Consider the following 20,598-nt stretch of genomic DNA (forward strand, 5'->3'; position numbering starts at 1 on the left):
CGTTCCTTGAGCCCACCGGCACCTCAGGCCCGCCTTCACCCCCGCACGATCGAGGCCGTCAAGGAGCGCGCCGACATCGTCGATGTGGTGGGCGAGCACGTGGTGCTCAAGAAGAAGGGCCGCGAGTTCGTGGGGATCTGCCCCTTCCACGACGACAAATCGCCGTCGATGACGGTCTCGCCCGCCAAGCAGTTCTATTACTGCTTCTCCTGCGGCGCCGGCGGCAACGCGATCAAGTTCCTGATGGAGCTGCAGCGCAACAGCTTCAGCGATGTGGTGCTGGAGCTGGCACGCAAATACCAGCTGCCGGTGGAAACGGTGGAGGGGCCGCAGCAGGAGCGCTTGCGCCAGCAGCTCTCGCGCCGCGAAGCGCTGCTGCGGGCCCTGGCGCTGGCCTCCGGCTGGTTCCGCAGCCAGCTGCGCAGCCCCGCCGGTGCCGCCGCCCTCGCTTACCTCAAGCAGCAGCGGGGCCTGAGCGAAACCACGCTGGAGAGCTTTGAACTCGGCTACGCGCCCGAGGCCTGGGATGGGCTGCTGAAGCACCTGCAGCAGGTGGAGGGGCTGGCACCGGAGCTGCTGGAGGCCGCCGGTCTGGTGGTGCCACGCAAGGGCGGCGACGGCTTCTACGACCGCTTCCGCCACCGGGTGATGGTGCCGATCCGCGACCGCCAGGGGCGGGTGATCGGCTTCGGCGGCCGCAGCCTCGATGGCGGTGAACCCAAATACCTCAACTCACCGGAAACGGAGGTGTTCGAGAAGGGCAAGCATCTTTTCGGCCTCGACCGCGCCACCAACGCCATCCGCAAGGACGACCAGGCGGTGGTGGTGGAGGGCTACTTCGATGTGATCGCCCTGCATGCCGCCGGCATCACCAATGCGGTGGCGGCGCTCGGCACGGCGCTCAGCAGCCAGCAGATCACCCAGCTGTGCCGTTGCTGCGACAGCCGCCGCCTCGTGCTCAACTTCGACACCGACGGCGCCGGTGTGCGGGCGGCGCAGCGGGCGATCGGCGAGGTGGAGCAGCTGGCCCTGCAGGGGCAGCTGGAGCTGCGGGTGCTGCACCTGCCCGCCGGCAAGGATCCCGACGACTTCCTCAAGGAGCATGGAGCGGGCGAGTACCGCGCCCTGCTGGAGCAGGCGCCGCTCTGGCTCGACTGGCAGATCGAGCAGGCGCTGGAGGGCAAGGACCTGGCCCGCTCCGATCAGTTCCAGCAGGCGGTGTCGGCCCTGGTGGCGCTGCTGGGCAAGCTGCCCCAGAGCGCCGTGCGCAGCCACTACCTGCAGCAGGTGGCCGAGCGCCTCTCCGGCGGCCAGGCACGCCTGGCCCAGAAGCTGGAGGAAGACCTGCGCCAGCAGGTGAAGGGCGAGCGCTGGCACGGCCGCGCCAGCCGCTGGGAAAAGCCCGGTGAGATCGGCCTGCGCGAGCGGGCCGAAGCGGAGCTGCTCCGCCTCTATCTCCATGCCGCCCGCCATCGCGGCGCGATCCGGCGCGAGCTGCGCCTGCGTGAGCTCGATGATTTCGCCCTCCAGCACCACCGCCTGCTCTGGGCGGCGATCAGCGAACGGGAGGAGGACAACCTCGGCGTCGGCCGGCTGGAAGCGATCAACCGTGGCGAGGATCCCGGCGACGACCTGGCCGATCTCGATCTGCCCCGCCTGCTGGCCGACCAGCTGCTGATGGAGCAGAGCGAGCTGCTCAACCGGCTCACCCCCCTGCTGGAGCCCGATGAGCTCCAGACCATGAATCTCTCGGCACCCCTGCTCCAGCTGCGCGGCACCGCGGCGGTGCTGGAGCGCCAGCGTTGCCTCAAGCGCTGTCGCCATCTGCTCGATGCCTGGCGGGGTCAGCGACTGGAAACCCTTGAACGTTGCATCGCCCTGCTGCTGGAGCAGGAAAAGACCGAAGCCGCAACAACGGTGGCCGTGAACATGGAAACCCGCATCGACGCCCTGTTCGCCGCGCTCAACGCCGATGCCCTGCGATTCCAGGAGCTCTATTACAACGAGCGGAAGCACATCTCTCACCTCGACCGCCAGCGTTGTCCCGGCCTGGCCGAGGCCCTCGCCGCCACCCCGACCGCCGCCTGATCGATAGCCCCGCCGGCCCTGCCAGCATCGGCAGCACCCAGTGCTTCCGCGGCGCCATGCCCTCCCTGTCTCACTCGTCCTGGCATCGCGCCTGGTACCCGGTGGCCTATCTCAAGGACCTCCGGCCAGACCGTCCCACCCCCTTCACCCTGCTCGGCGACGACCTGGTGATCTGGCGGGACCGACAGGCCAGCCAGTGGCGTGCCTTCGCCGATGTCTGTCCGCACCGGCTGGTGCCCCTTTCCCAGGGCCGCCTCAATGGGCGGGGCGAGCTGGAGTGCCCCTACCACGGCTGGAGTTTCGATGGCGAGGGGCATTGCACCATCATCCCCCAGGCCGAGGCCGGCAGCACGATCGACACACCGCGCAGCCGCTGCCACGCCTACGCCACCGCCGAAGGCCAGGGGATGCTGTTCGTCTTCGCCGGCGATCCCGCCGCAGCTGCCGCAGCGCCCCTGCCGCTGCTGCCGATGCTGGCGGAGGAGCCGGAGCAGTGGACGGTGCAGGACACCTTCCGCGACCTCCCCTACGACGCCCTCACCCTGCTGGAGAACGTGCTTGATGTGAGCCACGTGCCGTTCACCCACCACGCCACGGTGGGCAAGCGCGAGACGGCCGGACCGGTGAACCTGGAGCTGACCAGCAGCGGGCCGGAGGGCTTCACCGGCGTGTGGCCCGAGGGGCCGCGCCGCGGCACGCTCGGCACCCAGTTCACCACCTTCCAGGCCCCCTGCCTGATGTGGCACGACCTCACCGCCAAGGGGTTCGCCCGCATCCTCACCGTGGTGTACGCCACGCCGATCCGGCCGGGGGAGTGCCGGCTGTTCGCCCGCTTCCCCTTCCGCTTCGAATCAGCCCTGCCCCGCCGGCTGCTGAAGCTGCGGCCGGAATGGCTGCAGCACCTGGCCAACCACGTGGTTCTGGAAGACGACCAGGCCTTCCTGCACTGGCAGGAGCGGGTGCTGGAAGCCCGGGGCGGCAGCGACGGGCTGGCCCGCTCCTGTTATCTGGCCACCAGCTCCGATGCTTACGTGCGCGCCCTGCACGACTGGATCAGCGCTGGCGCTGGCAAGCCGTTCGGTGATGCCACGCTGCCGGAGCGGCTGGGGGAAACGCCGCTGCTGGAGCGCTACGAGAGTCACACCCGCCATTGCCGCAGCTGCTCCGGCGCCGACCGGCGCCTGGCCCAGCTGCAACCCATGCTCGCCGCCGTGCTGCTGCTGGCACTCGGCGGCGCCGCCTGGTGGGGAGCTTCAGCGGCGGCGGCCGGTGCGCTGGGGGTGGCGGTGCTGGCAGCGGCGGCCTGGTTCCAGGCCGGGCGCTGGCGGCGGCAGTTGCGCCATGGCCGGCCGGTGCCGCCGCGCAACCTGACCTGAGGCTCAGGCCAGCACCACCGGCAGATCGGCCAGCCGGGTGGTGGTGGCGCCTGAGAGGCGCTCCCGTTTCATCGCCCAGCTGGGGCGCAGACCGCAGGCCGCCCACTGCACCGTGCCGCGGCCGTAGCGGCGGTTGAGGCCATCGATCGTGGCCATCAGCGCCTCGCGGCGCTGCTGCTGCTCCGGCGACAGGGGAACAAGCAGATGGTGCTGCAACTGCTCCACCGGCTGCAGGTTCTGCAGCAGCACGCCGGCCTTCTGCAGGGGCTTGTGGGGGCGAAACAGACGCGCAGCCAGGGGCAGGGCGGCGGCCAGCAGCACGGCGGTGTCCTGGCTGGCCAGCGGCAGCGAGACGGTGGCGGCATTGGCGTAGAAGCTGGTGCCGTTGAAGGGGCTGCTGCGCACGAACACCGTGATCGTGCCGGCCCGCTGGCGCTGGCGGCGCAGCTTCTCGGCGGCGCGGCTGAGGTAGGTGGCGATCGCCTCCCGCAGGGCCGCCAGGCTGGTGACCGGCTCACTGAAGCTGCGGCTGACGCAGGTTTCCTGTTTGGCCGGCACCACGCTCTGCAGCAGCAGGCAGCTGTGGCCGCGCAATTCCTGCTGCAGACGCAGGCCCACCACCCCACAGCGGGCCCGCAGCTCGCCACTGGGCAGATCGCGCAGCTGGCGGGCATTGGCGATGCCGCGCAGACGGCACCAGCGCGAGAGCTTGCGGCCGATGCCCCAGACCTCTTCCACCGGCACCTGCTCCAGCCAGAGGTCGGGATCGGCCACGGCCCCCAGATCGAACACGCCCAGCGACTGCCCCGCCCGCTCGCCACCCGCCGGGTACCCGGAGCGCTTGGCCAGCCGGTTTGCCAGCTTGGCCTGGGTCTTGCTGGCGGCGATGCCCACCGCCACCGGCAGACCCAGGTGGCGCCGCACCTGCCGGCGCAGCGCCTGGCCCCAGGCCGTGAGATCTCCGCCGGCCGGCCGGTGCAGGCGGCCGAAGGCTTCGTCGATCGAATAGATCTCCAGCTCCTCCACCCAGGGCTCCAGGGTGGCCATCAGCCGCTGGCTCATGTCGGCGTAGAGGGCGTAGTTGGAGCTGCGCACCACCACCCCCTGGCGCTCCAGCTGGCGGCGCACCTGGAAGTAGGGGGTGCCCATGGCGATGCCGAGGGCGCGGGCCTCGGCGCTGCGGGCCACGATGCAGCCATCGTTGTTGGAGAGCACCACCAGCGGCCGGCCGATCAGGACCGGATCGAGGGCCGCCTCACAGGAGGCGTAGAAGTTGTTGCCGTCGATCAGCACGGTGGCGAGCGGCATCGGTTGGGCAGGGCGAGGGGTTCAGGGCGGCTGGATCAGGGCCACTGGATCGGGGCCACTGGATCAGGGCCACTGGATCAGAGCGGGTGGATCACCTGGATGGCCACGCCCCAGAGGCGGGTGTCGTCGGCGTCATGGAGCTCCAGGGGGGGGTAGGCCGGATGGGCCGCCTCCAGCCGCAGGCGGCCCTGGTGCCGCACCAGGCGCTTGAGCGTGAAGGCACCCTCCAGCACGGCCACCACAATGCGGCCGGGGCGCGGCTCGACGCTGCGATCAACGATCAGCAGGTCGCCGTGGTGGATGCCGGCGCCCGTCATCGAATCACCGCTGACGCGCAGAAAAAAGGTGCTGCTGGGATGCGCGATCAGTTGCTCATTGAGGTCGATGCCCACCTCCACGTAATCGTCGGCGGGGGAGGGAAAGCCCGCCGCCACGGATTCCACCGCCAGGGGCAACCGCACGGCACGGCGATCAGGCCGCAACGGCAGGGGCTGGGGCTGGGGCAGCGACAAGACAGGGAGAGGGCGGATCGCGTCGAGCAAGGGGGCAGCCGACAGAGACCATCAGAGTAGTACAAATCTACTGATGAGCCCGATCTCGGGCGCCGGGCTCAGGGGCCGGCCGGATCCTCCTCGTCCTCCAGCAGCAGCTGCTGAAACTCGGTGTAGAGCTCAGGGTGGTCGGCGGCGAGGCGACGATCCGGCCGCGGATTCAGGGGGCGTCCCCCCCGTCCCGCGCTGCCGCCCGCACCATTGCCCGCGCCGAGCCCGGCACCGGTGCGACCAGCGGAGGGCGAGGAACCGGCAGGAGGCGCCGGGGAGGAGGGGGGCAGCCGCTCGATCCGCCGCTCCTGGAGCTGCCGCTCCTGGCGGCTCAACTCCAGCTCCTGCAGGCGCTGCAACAGGTGAGGCGGCACCGTGCCGTCCGGGCTCACCTGCATCAGCTCGTGGAACAGCGCATCAGGATCGGTTTCCGTTTCCACCCGGTGGCGCCGCTCGCCCGCTGCCGCCGCCGCTGACCCTGCCACCGCGCTGGACGGTGGTGCCGGCAGGGGCTGGGGCAGGCGCCGGCCCAGCTCCCTGAGGCGATCAAGGCTGCGGGAGTCGAAGGCCATCAGCGAGGCGGCGTCAGGGGCACCCCAGTGTGTCGCGGGTGATGCGGCCAGTGACGGGGTTGGTGCCGGTGGCGCTGGCGCAGAGCTTCTTGAGCACATCGGCCCTCAGGGGCACGTTGGTGAAGTCGGCCCCGTCGATCGCCACCCGATCGAACTTGGTGTTGAAGGCGAAGGCATCTTCCAGCACCGCATCCCGCAGGTCGGTGCCCTCCAGCACCGCCGAATCGAGGGTGGCCTGGCGCAGATCGGCACCGCGAAGGTTGGCGTCCTGCAACTTGGCGCCGAACAGGCTGGCGTTGCGCAGGTCGGAGCCGGAGAGATCAGCGTCCCGCAGATTGGTGAGGCTGAAGGTCACCCCGCTGAGATCGGTGTCGTGGAAATCGGCACCGATCAACACCTGTTTGGCGTAATCCATCGCGGCAGCGGCGGGGGCCACCGGCCAACCGGGCAGCAGCCCGGCAACCAGACCCCCCAGGCCACCCAGCAGAACCAGCAGGAAGCCCGTGAACAGCGAACGCAACGGGGCGGCCATGGCAGCGGAGGGACAGGCATGGGAACTGTAGGAACAGTGGGTCTGGCGGTTCGATGGGGGCGATCACAACGCAACAGTCGAAAAACCAGCGGCGAATTCCAGGCCAGTGGGCCGAGCAGCGGGCCCTGCGGCTGTTGCGCAGCCGCGGCTGGCAGCTGGTGGCACGGCGCTGGTCCTGCCGCTGGGGCGAACTCGATCTGGTGGTGGCCAAACCCGGCCGCCTGCTGCTGGTGGAGGTGAAGGGTCGGCGGCACTGCGGACGCGACGGCTGGGGCACAGCAGCCCTGGGCCCTGTCAAGCGAGCCCGGCTGGCCCGGGCCTGGGGCTGCTGGCTGGCCACCCAGCCGGAGCGGGCGAGCCTGCCGGTGGAGGTGGTGTTCGCCCTGGTGCCCCTGCCACCGACGCGGGGGGAGGTGCGCTGGCTGCGGCTGGATCAATGGAACTGAATTCGTGGAATTGAGCGGCCCCGGCTGGCCAGGCGGCAGTGTGGAGGGGTCGCCCGCCCGCCGCCATGACCTTCGGGGCCCATCGCGCCCGCAAGCGCTTCGGCCAGCACTGGCTGATCGATGCCGGCGTGCTGGAGCGCATCGTGGCGGCGGCGGAGCTGCAACCTGAGGACACCGTGCTGGAGGTGGGTCCGGGGCGCGGCGCCCTCACCGAGCGGCTGCTGGCCTCCCCGGCGGCGATGCTGCAGGCCGTGGAACTCGACCGCGACCTGGTGTCGGGCCTGCGGCAGCGCTTCGGCGACCATCCCCGCTTCGAGCTGCTGGAAGGGGATGCCCTGAGCGTGGAGCTGCCGGCGGCGGACAAGGTGGTGGCCAACATCCCCTACAACATCACCGGTCCACTGCTGGAGCGGCTGGTGGGCCGGCTGGACCGGCCGGCGCCGATCCCCTACCGGCGGCTGGTGCTGCTGGTGCAGCAGGAGGTGGGAGAACGGATCCGGGCCAGGGCCGGCAGCAGCGCCTTCAGCGCCCTGAGCGTGCGGCTGCAGCTGCTGGCCGACTGCCGCTCGGTGTGCGCTGTGCCGCCCCGCTGCTTTCAGCCGCCGCCGAAGGTGCACTCGGAGGTGATCGTGCTGGATCCACGGCCGGCGGATCAACGGCTGGAACCCGCTCTTGCCGCGCGGGTGGAGCTGCTGCTGCGCCGCTGCTTCGCCAGCCGCCGCAAGATGCTGCGCAACAGCCTCGCCGGCCTGCTGCCACCGGATGCCCTCGCCGCCCTCGCCGCCGAGGCGGGCGTCGATCTGCAGCAACGGCCCCAGGAGCTGGCCCCCGGGCGCTGGGTGGCCCTGGCGCTGGGCCTGCCCAGCGGGCACGGCTGAGGGAGCCCGCCAGGAACTGGACTGGAACGGACAGTCGGGGGGTTTGAATCGGGCCGACCAGGCCCATGCCGCCCCGCCGTTCCCGTGTCTTCCCTCCCGTGCCATCCCATGGCTGATCTGCACGCCCTGGCCCCGGCCAAGATCAACCTGCATCTGGAGGTGCTTGGCCTGCGGCCCGATGGCTTCCACGAGCTGGCCATGGTGATGCAGAGCCTTGAGCTGGCCGACAGCCTGGCCCTCTCAGCCCGCCACGACGGTGTGCTGTCCCTGAGCTGTGATCAGCCGGGTCTTCCCACCGATGGCACCAACCTGATCGTGCGGGCCGCGGAGCTGTTGCGACGGCAGACCGGACAAGCCTCACTCGGCGCCGATCTGGTCCTCACCAAACGCATTCCGATCGGAGCGGGCCTGGCCGGTGGCTCCAGCGACGGTGCCGCGGCCCTGCTCGGGCTGAATCAGCTCTGGGAACTGGGGCTGGGCGATGCCGACCTGCGCGCCCTGGCGGCCGAACTCGGCTCGGACGTGCCGTTCTGCCTGGTGGGCGGCACCCAGCTCTGCTTCGGACGGGGCGAGCGGCTGGAGCCTGTCGACCTCGGTGCCACCGAGCCGCTGGCGGTGCTGCTGATCAAGGATCCGGCGGCAAGCGTGTCCACCCCCTGGGCCTATGGCCGCTGCCGGGAGCTGCGCGGCGACTTCTACCTCCAGCAGGAAGTCGATTTCGAACAACGCCGCTCCAACCTGCGCCACGGCCCCCTGCTCGCGGCCCTGCGGGGAGAGCGGGCCCTGCCACCGCTCCGCAACGACCTGCAGGCGGTGGTCGAGCCGGAGCAGGCCAGCGTGCGCCTGGGCCTGGCTCTGCTGCGCCAGGCCGAAGGCCAGCTGGGGGTGGCGATGAGTGGCTCAGGACCCAGCCTGTTCGCCCTGTTCGCCGATCTGGAGCAGGCCGAAGCGGCCCGATCCCAGCTCGGTGAGGCCCTCGACGCGGCGGGGTTCGACGCCTGGTGTTGCCTCTGCAGCAGCATGGGGGCCCGCCCCGGGGTGCCGCCCCCATCCCCATGAGCGATTCGCCGCCATCGCCAGCCGAGACCAGCCCGGCCCCGCCGGTCCGCAAAGGGCCGCTCAGCTTCCTCTCCGGCGCACTCACCAGCGGTCTGCTCGCCTGGATGTTCCTGCTGCTGAGCCAGCGGGTGGTGGGCTATTACGCACTCCATCCGCCGCACTACAGCAAGCCGTTTGCCCAGAGCATCGCCACGGCGCTCAAGACGCTGATCGTCGGCATGAGCTTCCTGGCCACCTTCAGCTGCGCCTTCGTGGGCCTGGGCCTGTTCCTTGTGTTCATCCGCAGCCTGCTGCCGGCCCAGGCGCAGAAGCCTTCCTAAGCTCAGCCAGGCTTCACCCCCACCCCTGCTTGCTGCGATGACCCCCCACGACCTCGGGCTGCTCGCCCTGCTGCTGTCACCGGGAATGCTGCTCTCCGTTCTGCTGCTGGCCACGTTCGCCGCCGGCGGCTGAAGCTTCCGCAGCCTGCTCCGGCGGCCTGAGATAAGTTGGCCGCTCCACCGGCAGCAGCCGGGTCCGCTCTCCTTCCGTGGCCGAGACGCTCCTCTTCAACGCCCTGCGTGACGCCATCGACGAAGAGATGGCCCGCGACCCGATGGTCTGCGTGTTCGGCGAAGACGTCGGTCAGTACGGCGGTTCCTACAAGGTCACCAAGGATCTCTACGAGAAATACGGCGAATGGAGGGTTCTCGACACCCCGATCGCCGAGAACAGCTTCACCGGCATGGCCGTCGGAGCCGCCATGACAGGACTTCGCCCGATCGTGGAGGGCATGAACATGGGCTTCCTGCTGCTCGCCTTCAACCAGATCTCCAACAACATGGGGATGCTGCGCTACACCAGTGGCGGCAATTACACGATTCCCACCGTGGTGCGAGGCCCCGGCGGCGTGGGTCGTCAGCTCGGGGCGGAGCACAGCCAGCGGCTCGAGGCCTACTTTCACGCGGTGCCCGGCATCAAGATCGTGGCGGTCAGCACCCCCACCAATGCCAAGGGCCTGATGAAGGCCGCCATTCGTGATAACAACCCCGTGCTCTTCTTCGAGCACGTGCTGCTCTACAACCTCAGCGAAGAACTTCCTGAAGGCGATTACATCTGCGCCCTCGACCAGGCCGAAGTGGTCCGGCCCGGCAAGGATGTCACGATCCTCACCTATTCCCGGATGCGGCATCACTGCCTCAAGGCGGTGCAGCAGCTGGAGGCGGAGGGCGTCGATGTGGAACTGATCGACCTGATCAGCCTCAAGCCGTTCGATCTCGACACGATCACCCGCTCGATCCGCAAGACCCACAAGGTGATGGTGGTGGAGGAATGTATGAAAACCGGTGGGATCGGTGCCGAGCTGATCGCCCTGATCACGGAACACTGTTTCGATGATCTCGATGCCCGCCCCCTGCGGCTCTCCAGCCAGGACATTCCCACCCCCTACAACGGAGCCCTGGAGAACCTCACGATCATTCAGCCCCATCAGATCGTGAAGGCCGCCACCCAGCTCAAGACAGGCGTGTTCTGAGATGGCACGTCAACAGGGGTGGTTCGCCCTGATCCTGGCCCTGGCGATCGCCGCCGGCGCGGTGCTGGCCGCCTTCCCGCTCCAGCTTGGTCTTGATCTCCGGGGCGGCAGCCAACTCACCCTGCAGGTGCTGCCCGCCGGTGCGATCACCAAGGTGCAGCGGGAACAGCTGGAGGCCGTCAAGGACGTGCTCGATCGCCGCATCAACGGCCTGGGCGTGGCGGAATCCACCCTCCAGACCGTGGGCGACGACCAGTTGCTGCTCCAGCTGCCCGGTGAACAGGATCCGACCCGGGCCGCCAAGGTGCTGGGCACCACGGCCCTGCTTGAGTTCCGCGCCCAGAAGCCCGGCACCGAACAGGAGATGCAGGGGCTGCTGCGCCTGAAGCGCCAGGCCGAAGCGGTGCTGGCCCGGCTTGAGCGACGCAGCCCGGCCACTCCTGAAGGGGGTCTGCCATCCGGCCAGACCCCACCGCCACCGGCCAGCTTCCCCGCCGCTGAACTGGCCAAGGCCCTCGATGGCCTGGGCGTGAAGGTGCCGGCAGCTGCCGGCGAGGCCGACCAGATCAAGGCCCTGCTGGAAGAGGTGAACAAGCGGGTGGTCGCCCTCTACGAACCAGCCAGCCTGACCGGCAAGGGGTTGGTCACGGCGGGGCGCCAGCAGCAGAGCAACGGCCCCGGCTGGGATGTCACCCTCGGCTTCAACCGGGAGGGGGGTGAGGCCTTCGCCCGGCTCACCCAGTCGATCGCCGGAACAGACCGCTTGCTGGGCATCGTGCTGGATGGCCGCTCGATCAGCGAGGCCAGCGTCAGCCAGGAATTCGCCGCGGCCGGCATCACCGGCGGCGCGGCGAGCATCACCGGAAATTTCACGGCTGAGGAGGCCCGGGATCTGGAGGTGCAACTGCGCGGCGGCTCCCTGCCCCTGCCGGTCAGGATTGTGGAGGTCCGCACGGTCGGCCCGTCGCTCGGTGCCGAGAACATCCGCACCAGCCTCACCGCCGCCCTCACCGGCCTCGGGCTGGTGGGGGTGTTCATGGTTGTGGTCTACCGGCTGCCCGGGGCCGTGGCGGTGCTTGCCCTCAGCCTCTATGCCCTCTTCAACCTGGCGGTCTATTCCCTGATTCCCGTCACCCTCACCCTGCCCGGCATCGCCGGCTTCATCCTCAGCGTCGGCATGGCGGTGGATGCCAATGTGCTGATCTTCGAGCGGGTCAAGGAGGAACTGCGCAGCGGCAACACCCTGATCCGTTCGATCGACACGGGCTTTTCCCTGGCCTTCAGCTCGATCCTCGATGGCCATGTCACCGGCCTGATCAGTTGCCTGGCGCTGTTCATGCTCGGAACCGGGCTGATCAAGGGGTTTGCCGTCACCCTGGCGATCGGCCTGCTGCTCAGCCTGTTCACTGCCCTCACCTGCACCCGCACCCTGCTGCGCCTGCTGATGAGCTATCCAGCCCTGCGACGCCCCACCTACTTCCTGCCCGCCACCCAGCTTCCCGCCGGCGTGGCCTGAGCCCCCCCACCTCCAGCCTGTGACTCAGAGTCCCTCCCCCCGCTTCCGGATCAGCCGCTACCGGCGCCTCGCCTGGCTGGGATCGGGGCTGGCCTGCCTGCTCAGCGTCGTTGGCCTGGCCCTCAGCTGGCTGAACCCGTCGATCGGCTTCCCGCTCCGCCCCGGCCTTGATTTCACCGGTGGCACCCAGATTCAGCTGGAGCGGATCTGCGAAGCAGCCTGCACACCACTGACGGCTCCGGCCATGCAGCAGCGGCTCGCCGATCTGGCACTGCCACCGGAAGATCTGGAGCGGGCACCGAACCTCGGCAGCGCCAGTGTCCAGGTTCTCGATGGCGGCCGCTCCCTGCTGCTGCGGCTGCCCGCCCTCAGCCCTGAGCAGAGCGCAGCGGTGATTGCCGACTTCACCACTGCCATCGGCCCGCTCAACGCCGCCGGCACCGCGATCAACACGATCGGCCCCACACTGGGATCCCAGCTGCTTCAGAGCAGCGTGATTTCCCTGCTGGTGAGCTTCGCGGCGATCGCGGCCTACATCACCTTTCGCTACGACCGGGTCTTCGCCTTTCTCGCCCTGGTCTGCCTGGCCCACGACGTGCTGATCACCTGCGGGGTCTTCGCCTGGCTGGGGCTGTTGCTGGGCATCGAGGTGGATTCCCTGTTCGCCGTCTCGCTGGTCACCGTCGCCGGTTATTCCGTCAACGACACGGTGGTGGTGTTCGACCGGATCCGCGAACAGAAAACCAGCCTGGGCCAGCTCCCGGTTGCCGATCAGGTGGATGTGGCCGTCGATGCCACCCTCACCCGCTCCCTCTACACCTCGCTCACCACCCTGCTGCCGCTGCTGGCGGTGATCTTCTTCGGCGGCAGCAGCCTGTTCTGGTTCGCCGTGGCGCTCACGGTCGGCATTGCCGTCGGCAGCTGGTCGAGCATCGGTGTGGCGCCAACCCTGCTTCCCCTGTTCAACGCCCCCAGCCCCGCCCGGAGCGCGGCATGAGGCGCCTGCGCCTGCCGCTGATGCCGGTGCTGCTGATCCTGCTGGCGCTCTGGGACCTGCGGGCGGAACTCCAGCTGATCAGCGATCACTTCACCTGGGTCACGCTCCGGGCCGCCCTGGTTCAGCATCCCCTGGCTGTGGCGGTGCTGCTGCTCGCACCGGATCTGATCCGTCGCTACCGCCAGAAGCCGGCAGCTAGCCGCCCGGCAGGGTCCAGCGATCCATGATCTGCTCCACCAGCACCCGCTGACAGACCACCTGAATCACCACCACCAGGGGCAGACCCAGCAGCACACCCGGCAGTCCCAGCAGGGCGCCCAGGCTGAGCTGGGCCATCAGGGCAACGGTGGGGAGCAGATTCACGGTGCGACTCAGCAGCACGGGGGTGAGAACGAAGGCCTCGACGTTCTGGAGAAACAACCGCAGAATCAGCACCTGCACCACCTTGGCCGGAGAGATCAGCAGGGCAACGGCCATCGGCAGCAGGGTCGCCACGGTCGGGCCGATCGTGGGGACGAAGGTGAGCAGGCCGCAGACCAGGCCGCTCAGCAGGGCCAGCGGCACCTTCAGCAGGGCCAGGCCCGCCCAGGTGAGCACGAACACAGTCAGGGCCGAAACCGTCATGCCCGCCAGCCAGCCGCCGAGGGCCTGGCGGCAGTCGTGCAGCAAGCCCTGCATCGCCGAGCGGTAGAAGCGGGGGGTGGCGGCGACCAGCAGGCGCTGGTGGCTGCGGGGATCAAGGGCGAGCAGCACGGCGAGCAGGCCCATCAGCAGCAGCTGGATCGTGGTGTTGGCGGTGCTGCCCGCCACCCCGAGCAACTGGGAACCCAGCGGCTGTAGCCGGTCCCAGCTGCCCAGATCAAGCAGTTGCGTCTCGAGGGTCTGCAGACCCCGAAACTGGCCGGCCAGGGCACCGAGCCGCTGGATCAGCACCGGCACCAGCTGGGTGAATTCATTGGCCTGCTGCACCAGCTCAGGCAGCAGCAGCTCCGACACCTTCCAGCCCAGCAAAGCCAGCACCAGCAGCACCAGGGCGAGGGCGGCAGGCCGGTTGAGCGGCAGGCGGCGCCGCAACTGGGTCACCGGCACATCAAGGGCAACGGCCAGAACCACGGCGCCGAACAGCACCAGCAGCACCCAGCGCAGCTCCCAGAGCAACAGCCCGAGCACCACCAGTGCCAGGCAACCCAGCAGGGTGCGGCTGGTCATCCCAGCGACCGCTGGCGTTTCCAGGGATCGAGCACGTCATGGATCAGCACCTCCCGCACGATCACCTGCAGGCACACCGCCATCGGCAGGGCGAGCAGCAGCCCCAGGGGGCCGAACAGCACCGTGAACAGGAACTGGGCCGTCAGGGTGAGGCCAGGCAGGAGGCTGAGCTGGTGCTGCATCACCGATGGCGTGATCAGATAGCTCTCCAGGTGCTGAATCACCAGGTAGAGGCCGATCACGGCCAACGCCTTCCAGGGGGCATCCAGCAGGGCCACCGAAACCGGGAAAATCGTGCTCAAGGTGGGGCCGACATTGGGGATCACGTTCAGCAGCCCGGCCAGCAGGGCATTGGCCACCACCAGTTTCACGCCGAGCAGCATCAGGCCGATCCCCGAGAGCAGGGCCACGCAGCAGGAGCTGATCAGCACACCGACCATCCAGTCGCTCAGGGCGGTTCCGCAGCCATCCAGCACCTGGCGGAAGCGGCGTCGGTAGAACGACGGAATCAGCAGCACCGCCACATCCCGGTAGGCGGTGGGTTGCACCGCCACCATCACACTCACCGCCACGACGAACAGCAGTTGCAGCAGCCCCCCCCCGAGGTTGCCGGCCAGGCCGAGCAGGCGGCCGAGTCCCTCGCCAAGGCCGCTGGCCAGGGCAGCGCTGCCCTCGGAACCGCTGGGCAGCAGCTGCTGAAACTGCTGAAACCAATCCAGCTCGAGGGTGGCGTCCTGGCGCCCATAAATCATCCGGGCAGCCTCGGTGAGGGCGCTGCGGGCCATTGCCAGCAGGAGCTCCGCGGCGGCAGGCACCTTGGTGAGCAGTTCGGCGAACTGGGCGGCGAAGGGGGGGATCAGCACGGTGACGGCCAGCACCAGCAGCACCAGCAGACCCAGCAGGCTCAGCAGCAGGGCAAGCGGACGGCCGCAGCCGAGTTGCCGGCGCACGAACCCCACCAGCGTGCAGAGCGCCATCGCCAGCACGATGGCGGCGAACACCTGCACGAGCACATCACGCAGGCTCCAGAGCAGCGCGACGGCCGCCGCGGTGCCGGCCAGACCCAGCCACTGCCCGAATTTCAACCTGCTTCCGGCTCCGGCGCCGGCTCGGGCGCCGGCTCGGGCTGATCGTCTGCCGGCTCATCGTCTTTCTCGGCGAAGCCGAGGCCATGGCCGGCGGCATAGCGATCGGCAAACCGCATGAACCGATCGAAATCCTCCTCGGTCTTCCAGGTGTAGGTGGCCTCGATGGCGCTGGCGCGGCCATTCACGAAGCGGGCGTTCACATCTCGCGTGACCAGCTCACCCTCTTCATCGAGCAGAAACATCCCGGTGATGTCGCCCATGGTTTCCGGAGCGAGGGCCGCCGGCTCCTCGAACACGAACAGCGCCTGGCCGGTGCGTCCGTCGCGGGACCGGGTCAGGCGGATATCGGGAACCACCGGTTCATCCACCCCACGAAAAAACTGAATGGCAGTCATCGGAGGAGGCAACAAACGCCGATCCTAAACAGCACGACTGATCCGGCCCTGGTTCAGCAACAACTCCGCCACAGTCGGCTCAGGCCAGACTCCGAGCTCGATCCAGGCCACCGGCGACAAAGACGGCGAAGACGACCCAGAGAGCTGGAGGGTGGCCTGTTGCGCCGGTGCTCGCCGGGCATCGTGGTCGTAACAACGGTCGTAATAATCCAGCATCTGGCGACAGGCCTCTGCCCAATCCCCGGCAGCGATCGCCGCCAGGGCCGCCTTGGTTCGCTCCGGTCCCAGTCGCTTGGCGATCCGAGCGGTGGCCTCGGCAAGGGCTGCGCCATCCTGCCCCCCATACACCTCCACCAGCCGCCGTACCCGCTCCTCAAGCGGGCGACGCAGCTCCAGCCGGGGCGCCGTCTGCTTCTGCCGCCAGAGCCCGGCCGGAATCCGGCAGCGGCCCACCTGAACACTCTCGGCTTCCAACCAGATCTCAGCGGCCTCGGCCAGCTGGTTCAACTGGTGGGCCAGCCGATTCTCGTAGTGCTCGGTGCTCGGTTGGGGCGGCTGGCCCAGGCCACCGAAGCTGCTGCCCCGATGGTGGGCCAGCCCCTCCAGGTCCACCACCGCCACGCCGCGCCGGGCCAGCTCCAGCAGCAGATCGGTCTTGCCGGTGCCGGTGCGGCCCGCCAGCAGGCGCAGCGGCCAGGGCTGCTCAAAGCGAGCCAGCACCCACTGCCGGTAGGCCTTGTAACCACCCTCCAGCAGCAGCACCGGCAGATCAAGCGTCTCGGCCAGCCAGCCGAGGCTGGCGGAACGCAGGCCACCACGCCAGCAATGAATCCGCAGCGGCTGGCCCTCGTAGCGCATCCGCAGGGCCTCCCCCAGCTCGGCCAGCCGGGGGCCGACCCGGGCGAGACCGAGCTGGACGGCCGCCGTCCGACCCTGCTGCTTAAACAGAGTGCCGATCTCGGCCCGTTCGGAATCGCTGAACAGGGGCAGGCTGTGGGCACCGGGGATATGGCCCCGCTCGAACTCGGCCGGACTGCGCCCATCGAGCAGCGGCCCCGGGGCGGCCAGAAATGGCTCGATCGCCAGCCGCACCGCCATCCCCCCGACCCGGACCGACCTGTCCTGACATAGTGGACCCACGCTGGCCCCGATCAGGCTGGCTGAACGTCATGCTCTCCGGACCATCCGCCTCCACCACCATCAGCGCCGAAGAGCTGCTGGAACGGTTTCTGACCAGCTCGCAACGGCAGCGGCGCAGCCTTCTCGACCAGCTCGACGCCCGGGCCGCCGAGCTCCGTCCCCTGCTCATCGACAGCCTCGGGCATCTCGATGCCAGCGGTGACGACTGGGTGGCCGGCACCCTGATCCACCTGCTGCTGAAGGAGCAGGATGCCCTGGCCAGCGACTTCCTCTGCCGCTATCCCCAGGGCTGGCTGGAGCTCGGCACGGCCCAGGGCATCGACTATCTGCCCCTGCAGAGCGCCCTGATGGGCAAGGCCTTCGAGGAGGCCGACCGGCTCACCAGTGCCATCCTGCGCCAGCTGGCCGGCCCTGCGGCCGAAGGTCGCGGCTATGTCTATTTCAGCGAGGTGGCACCGATCGAGGGCCTGGATCTGGTGAGCCTCGACCGGCTCTGGAACTGCTATTCGCTCGGGCGATTCGGATTCTCGGTCCAGGCTCGCCTGCTGCGCAGCGTCGGCGGACGCTGGCCGCTGCTGTGGCCGAAGCTGGGCTGGAAAACCGGCGGGGTCTGGACCCGCTATCCATCCGGATTCACCTGGTCCCTGGAGGCGCCGGAAGGACACATGCCCCTGGTCAACCAGTTGCGGGGAGTGCGGCTGATGGATGCCCTGCTCTGCCATCCCGCTCTGCAACAGCGAGTCGTCAGCTGAAGGGACAGGCGGTTAGGGTCAAATTCAGTGGGCGAAAGAGTGGATGCCGCTTCACTTGAGCACCTTGCTGTTCAAGATCCCGTCAACCGTTCCCTGGGGCTTCCCCTGGAACCTCCAGCTGTTGACGAGATCGGCGTTTCCGAAGGCCGTTTCCGGCATCAGGCCTTTCCGTTTGAACCTCTTCGCTGGGAAGACGTTCACCTGGACGGATTACATCACCCCGTCAACCCTCCAGCTCGGACCGCTGCTGGAGCTGCTGCTGGAGCCGGTGGCCCAGGCCGCCAACCTGGCGGGCCTTCAGCTGGGCCTTCAGGAAGCCCTGGTCAACGCCGTCCGCCATGGCAACGGTGGTGATCCCAGCAAATGTCTGCGGATCCGCCGCATCCTCTCGCCCCGCTGGGTCATCTGGCAGATCCAGGATGAGGGCTTCGGCGTACCGCCGGCCTCCCGCACCAGGGAGCTTCCAGCCAGTCCGGAGGCCTGCTGCGGCAGGGGCTTCTTTCTGATCCACCATTGTTTCGATGATGTGCGCTGGAGCGGTCGGGGCAACCGGCTCCAACTGGCCGCACAACGCCGGCGCTGACCGTCAGCGTTGTGCCGCCGCCGCCTAGCTAGCGGCCGTGGCTGGGGCAGCCAGGATCCTTGAGGTCGCCCTTCAACCAGGCCAGACCCTGCTCCAGCAGGGCGATCGCCCGGACCTGAGCCTCGCCGCCCAGTTGCTTCGCAGAGCTGTCATCACCGACCAACTGCACGAGAGCCGCGGCAATCTGCTCGGCCCCGCGGCGGGGCTTCTGCCCCTTGTGGGCGTGCCAGTCGCGCTCCTGGATCACCAGCAGCCGATGCAGGGCCTCGGCCAGCTGGCGGCTGCCGTCCGGCCAGGGGCTGCGCGGCGCAGCAGGATCATTGGCACGGGCGATCCCAACGGGAACGCCGATTTCGGAGGGAGGCGTCACTGGACGCAGGGCGGCATGGGGATCCATCCTGGCGCCATGCCCAAAGGCCTGCGCAGATCCAGCCGCCGCCGACCATCGGGGTGGTTGAACAGCCTCTCCGCCCTGCTGGCGATGGCCGCCCGCGGCGAACGGCTCAAACCCGAAGACACCGGCAGCGGGGCCCGCCGACTCCGCCAGCACCTGGAGCTGGGCCAGCGGCTGCTGGATCCCCTGCCCAGGTCGCTTCGCACCGAACAGAGCGGCGGGGAATGGTTCTGGAGAGCGCTGCGCTGGGGTGGCGCCGGCCTGGTGCTGGCCTGGCTGCTCCGAGCTTGAACCGTCAGGAGGCAGGGGATCCGAATGGCTTGGTGGCTCTCCAGACCCGGGTCATGAAGTGGGATTCGCAGTGAATCGCCTCGAATCCGGCTTGCCGCAGCCGTCCATCGATGGCATCGCTGATGTAATCGCGGTAGTAGGGCTCATGGAACATGCGGCGGAAGTTCTCCATCGCCGGCATGAATTCCGGAGAGTCGGCCATCTGAACGGAATCGGCCATCACCAGGGTGCCGCCGGGCTCAAGCAGCCGGAAACAGTCGGCGATCACCTGCTGGCGGGCTTCGCCCGGGAGCTCGTGCAACAGGAAAACGCAGCTGACCGCCTGGAAGGTGGCATCGGCGAACGGCATCGCCTCCGCATTGCCCTGCACCAGTTGCGGCAATTCGCCGGGCAACTGGGCCAGGAAGCGGTTGGCCTCCCGCAGGTAGGCGGTCGAGAGATCGAGCCCGACCAGCTGAACTCCCGGCAGGGCACCTCGCAACTGGCGCAGGGTCCGGCCGGTACCGGTGGCCACGTCCAAGACCCTCAACTGGCCTGGCGTACGGCCTGGAAAGGCCCGCAGGCCCCGTCGCAAAGGCGCCAGCACGCGACGGCGCATCGGATCCGCCGTGCCGTTGAACAGAATCTCCACCTGAAGGTCGTAGAGGAGGGCAGAGCGATCGCTCAGGTAGCCGTCGGTCTGATGGTGGAAGTTCTGGAGGTAGTAGGCGGGAAAATCGGCGGGATCCACCTCCCGGGGGAGGTCGCGCACATTGCGCTGAGAGCGTCGGCTCCAGGTGCTGGGCAGGTCGAGCCAGACCAGGGGATAACGGGTGGCCCATTGCATCCAGGGAGCCTCAAAAAGCAGGGAGGAGGGATAAACCCCCCGCTCGGCGTCCTGCCAGTCGACCTCCAGGAGGCGATTCATCGAGCTGCGCAACTGCTCGAACATCTCCGGAGGGACTGGAACGGTCTGGGGCAGGCTGCCCGGGGCGAGCAGTTCCAGAAGCCTGGTGCTCACCTCCTTATGGGCCAGGCCAAGCAGGCTTTTGCCCTGCTGGAGTGTCTGGTAGGCGATCTTGCTGACCGTTTCAGGCATCGGCTGGATCAGGGAGCTGAACCTGGAGGAAGTCCCATTCCAACGGATCGGCCCAGGCGCCGCGAGCCGGATCAGGAGCACTGCCGGGCAGGACCCGGGCTCGCACTGAGTGGGAAGGGCATCAACGGGAATAGCCCCGAAGCCGCGTAACCGTTTCTGTCAAAATCTTCAGATCCCACGGCTGCACTGGGTTCTTTGCGGTAGGCGGGTGCTAGTTTTCGGCTCAGGTCAGCGGATCTCCACGTCATGCGCGATGCCATTACCGGCCTGATCGGTCGGTATGACCAGCTTGGGCGCTATTTCGATCGGGATGCGATCGATCGGATCTCCAGCTACTTCGCCCAGTCCGGGTTACGCCTGGCGGCAGCGGAAATCATCAATCGGGATGCCACCGACATCGTGCGTGAAGCCAGCCGCCGGCTGTTCGAGGAGGATCCGGAACTGCTGCTTCCCGGCGGCAATGCCTACACGACCCGCCGCCTCTCGGCCTGCCTGCGCGACATGGATTACTTCCTGCGCTACGCCAGCTACGCCCTGGTGGCAGACGACCCCACCATCCTCGATGAGCGGGTGCTCAACGGCCTCGACGACACCTACAAGAGCCTGGGAGTTCCCACCGGGCCTACCGTCCGCAGCATCAACCTGCTGGCCGATGTGGTCAGCGAGCGGCTTGAATCAGTCGGGCTGGGTCCCACCGATGTGGTTCGCCTGCCGTTCAACCACATGGTCCGCGGACTTGGCGCCGTCAACGTCCGGGCCCGCTAGCCCCGGTCGGTCCCTGGAGAGCCCGCGGCCCATTGCTGCGTAGGCTTCGCATCTCTTTCCTTTCGCGCCGCTGGTC

Annotated in this window: 24 protein-coding genes; 14 read left to right on the forward strand and 10 right to left on the reverse strand. The window is 68.6% G+C overall.

The genetic code is table 11. From position 1 onward, the window contains the following. Positions 1-6: 6 nt before the first annotated feature. A complete protein-coding gene (dnaG, locus tag ACXMDY_RS06915) occupies positions 7-2,088 on the forward strand; it encodes a DNA primase (RefSeq protein ID WP_259702311.1) in 2,082 nt (693 codons plus the stop codon). 56 nt (positions 2,089-2,144) lie between these two features. Continuing rightward, positions 2,145-3,464 (forward strand): aromatic ring-hydroxylating dioxygenase subunit alpha, encoded by a 1,320-nt coding sequence (locus ACXMDY_RS06920; RefSeq protein ID WP_259702346.1) that lies wholly within the window; start codon positions 2,145-2,147, stop codon positions 3,462-3,464. A 3-nt stretch (positions 3,465-3,467) separates the two neighbouring features. Here ACXMDY_RS06920 and ACXMDY_RS06925 read toward each other — a convergent pair whose 3' ends face one another. From ACXMDY_RS06925 to ACXMDY_RS06940, 4 genes are all read right to left on the reverse strand, one after another. Next, the gene (locus ACXMDY_RS06925) at positions 3,468-4,772 is read right to left on the reverse strand and encodes a Y-family DNA polymerase (RefSeq protein WP_259702310.1); all 1,305 of its coding nucleotides are present in this window, start codon (positions 4,770-4,772) and stop codon (positions 3,468-3,470) included. Positions 4,773-4,849: 77 nt separating this feature from the next. Further along, a complete protein-coding gene (locus ACXMDY_RS06930) occupies positions 4,850-5,284 on the reverse strand; it encodes a LexA family protein (protein WP_259702309.1) in 435 nt (144 codons plus the stop codon). A 98-nt stretch (positions 5,285-5,382) separates the two neighbouring features. Further along, positions 5,383-5,886: a hypothetical protein gene (locus ACXMDY_RS06935; RefSeq protein ID WP_259702308.1), complete on the reverse strand. Its 504-nt coding sequence runs from the start codon at positions 5,884-5,886 to the stop codon at positions 5,383-5,385. 13 nt (positions 5,887-5,899) lie between these two features. Then, positions 5,900-6,418 (reverse strand): pentapeptide repeat-containing protein, encoded by a 519-nt coding sequence (locus ACXMDY_RS06940; protein WP_259702307.1) that lies wholly within the window; start codon positions 6,416-6,418, stop codon positions 5,900-5,902. 53 nt (positions 6,419-6,471) lie between these two features. Here ACXMDY_RS06940 and ACXMDY_RS06945 point away from each other — a divergent pair, with 53 nt between their 5' ends. The 8 genes from ACXMDY_RS06945 to ACXMDY_RS06980 all read left to right on the forward strand — a co-directional run bounded on the left by ACXMDY_RS06945 (position 6,472) and on the right by ACXMDY_RS06980 (position 13,054). Then, the gene (locus ACXMDY_RS06945; RefSeq protein WP_259702306.1) at positions 6,472-6,864 is read left to right on the forward strand and encodes a YraN family protein; all 393 of its coding nucleotides are present in this window, start codon (positions 6,472-6,474) and stop codon (positions 6,862-6,864) included. A 65-nt stretch (positions 6,865-6,929) separates the two neighbouring features. Next, positions 6,930-7,742: a 16S rRNA (adenine(1518)-N(6)/adenine(1519)-N(6))-dimethyltransferase RsmA gene (rsmA, locus tag ACXMDY_RS06950; protein ID WP_259702305.1), complete on the forward strand. Its 813-nt coding sequence runs from the start codon at positions 6,930-6,932 to the stop codon at positions 7,740-7,742. A 108-nt stretch (positions 7,743-7,850) separates the two neighbouring features. After that, positions 7,851-8,801 carry a 4-(cytidine 5'-diphospho)-2-C-methyl-D-erythritol kinase gene (ispE, locus tag ACXMDY_RS06955; protein ID WP_259702304.1) on the forward strand — a complete coding sequence of 317 codons (951 nt, stop codon included), beginning with the start codon at positions 7,851-7,853 and terminating at the stop codon, positions 8,799-8,801. Continuing rightward, a complete protein-coding gene (locus ACXMDY_RS06960; RefSeq protein ID WP_259702303.1) occupies positions 8,798-9,121 on the forward strand; it encodes a DUF3082 domain-containing protein in 324 nt (107 codons plus the stop codon). The genes ispE and ACXMDY_RS06960 overlap by 4 nt, the downstream gene beginning before the upstream one ends. Positions 9,122-9,330: 209 nt before the next feature. Next, the gene (locus tag ACXMDY_RS06965; protein ID WP_259702302.1) at positions 9,331-10,314 is read left to right on the forward strand and encodes a pyruvate dehydrogenase complex E1 component subunit beta; all 984 of its coding nucleotides are present in this window, start codon (positions 9,331-9,333) and stop codon (positions 10,312-10,314) included. Between the two features lies 1 nt (position 10,315). Continuing rightward, positions 10,316-11,830, forward strand: a complete 1,515-nt coding sequence (secD, locus tag ACXMDY_RS06970; protein ID WP_259702301.1) for a protein translocase subunit SecD — start codon at positions 10,316-10,318, stop codon at positions 11,828-11,830. 19 nt (positions 11,831-11,849) lie between these two features. Further along, positions 11,850-12,827 carry a protein translocase subunit SecF gene (gene secF, locus ACXMDY_RS06975; protein ID WP_259702300.1) on the forward strand — a complete coding sequence of 326 codons (978 nt, stop codon included), beginning with the start codon at positions 11,850-11,852 and terminating at the stop codon, positions 12,825-12,827. Next, complete coding sequence (locus tag ACXMDY_RS06980; RefSeq protein ID WP_259702299.1) at positions 12,824-13,054, forward strand: hypothetical protein; 231 nt, start codon at positions 12,824-12,826, stop codon at positions 13,052-13,054. Before secF ends, ACXMDY_RS06980 begins: the two co-directional genes overlap by 4 nt. Here the strand turns inward: ACXMDY_RS06980 and ACXMDY_RS06985 are convergent. Genes ACXMDY_RS06985 through mnmH form a run of 4 tightly spaced genes read right to left on the reverse strand, consistent with a single transcriptional unit; the run spans position 13,023 to position 16,617 of the window. Then, positions 13,023-14,036 (reverse strand): AI-2E family transporter, encoded by a 1,014-nt coding sequence (locus ACXMDY_RS06985; RefSeq protein ID WP_259702298.1) that lies wholly within the window; start codon positions 14,034-14,036, stop codon positions 13,023-13,025. The two genes, ACXMDY_RS06980 and ACXMDY_RS06985, sit on opposite strands and share 32 nt — an antisense overlap. Then, positions 14,033-15,121 (reverse strand): AI-2E family transporter, encoded by a 1,089-nt coding sequence (locus ACXMDY_RS06990; protein ID WP_259702297.1) that lies wholly within the window; start codon positions 15,119-15,121, stop codon positions 14,033-14,035. Before ACXMDY_RS06990 ends, ACXMDY_RS06985 begins: the two co-directional genes overlap by 4 nt. Beyond that, positions 15,118-15,519, reverse strand: coding sequence for a photosystem II reaction center protein Psb28 (psb28, locus tag ACXMDY_RS06995; RefSeq protein WP_259702296.1), 402 nt, complete (start codon positions 15,517-15,519; stop codon positions 15,118-15,120). Before psb28 ends, ACXMDY_RS06990 begins: the two co-directional genes overlap by 4 nt. 24 nt (positions 15,520-15,543) lie before the next feature. Further along, a complete protein-coding gene (gene mnmH / locus ACXMDY_RS07000) occupies positions 15,544-16,617 on the reverse strand; it encodes a tRNA 2-selenouridine(34) synthase MnmH (RefSeq protein ID WP_457767521.1) in 1,074 nt (357 codons plus the stop codon). Between the two features lie 71 nt (positions 16,618-16,688). On the opposite strand from mnmH, the gene ACXMDY_RS07005 reads away from it, so the two are divergent. Both ACXMDY_RS07005 and ACXMDY_RS07010 read left to right on the forward strand, forming a co-directional pair. Next, positions 16,689-17,411 carry a GUN4 domain-containing protein gene (locus tag ACXMDY_RS07005; RefSeq protein WP_259702294.1) on the forward strand — a complete coding sequence of 241 codons (723 nt, stop codon included), beginning with the start codon at positions 16,689-16,691 and terminating at the stop codon, positions 17,409-17,411. 172 nt (positions 17,412-17,583) lie between these two features. Beyond that, a complete protein-coding gene (locus ACXMDY_RS07010) occupies positions 17,584-17,994 on the forward strand; it encodes an ATP-binding protein (protein WP_259702293.1) in 411 nt (136 codons plus the stop codon). 28 nt (positions 17,995-18,022) lie between these two features. Here ACXMDY_RS07010 and ACXMDY_RS07015 read toward each other — a convergent pair whose 3' ends face one another. Next, positions 18,023-18,391, reverse strand: a complete 369-nt coding sequence (locus ACXMDY_RS07015; RefSeq protein WP_457767522.1) for a DUF6439 family protein — start codon at positions 18,389-18,391, stop codon at positions 18,023-18,025. 9 nt (positions 18,392-18,400) lie between these two features. Between ACXMDY_RS07015 and ACXMDY_RS07020 the strand changes: the two genes are divergently transcribed. Continuing rightward, entirely contained in the window at positions 18,401-18,679 is a 279-nt protein-coding gene (locus ACXMDY_RS07020; RefSeq protein ID WP_259702291.1) for a hypothetical protein, read from the forward strand. A 4-nt stretch (positions 18,680-18,683) separates the two neighbouring features. Here ACXMDY_RS07020 and ACXMDY_RS07025 read toward each other — a convergent pair whose 3' ends face one another. Continuing rightward, positions 18,684-19,757, reverse strand: coding sequence for a class I SAM-dependent methyltransferase (locus ACXMDY_RS07025; RefSeq protein WP_259702290.1), 1,074 nt, complete (start codon positions 19,755-19,757; stop codon positions 18,684-18,686). Positions 19,758-20,003: 246 nt separating this feature from the next. Between ACXMDY_RS07025 and ACXMDY_RS07030 the strand changes: the two genes are divergently transcribed. Next, complete coding sequence (locus ACXMDY_RS07030) at positions 20,004-20,522, forward strand: allophycocyanin subunit beta (protein ID WP_259702289.1); 519 nt, start codon at positions 20,004-20,006, stop codon at positions 20,520-20,522. The last annotated feature ends 76 nt before the right edge of the window (positions 20,523-20,598 follow it).

Source organism: Cyanobium sp. ULC082 (assembly GCF_977927535.1).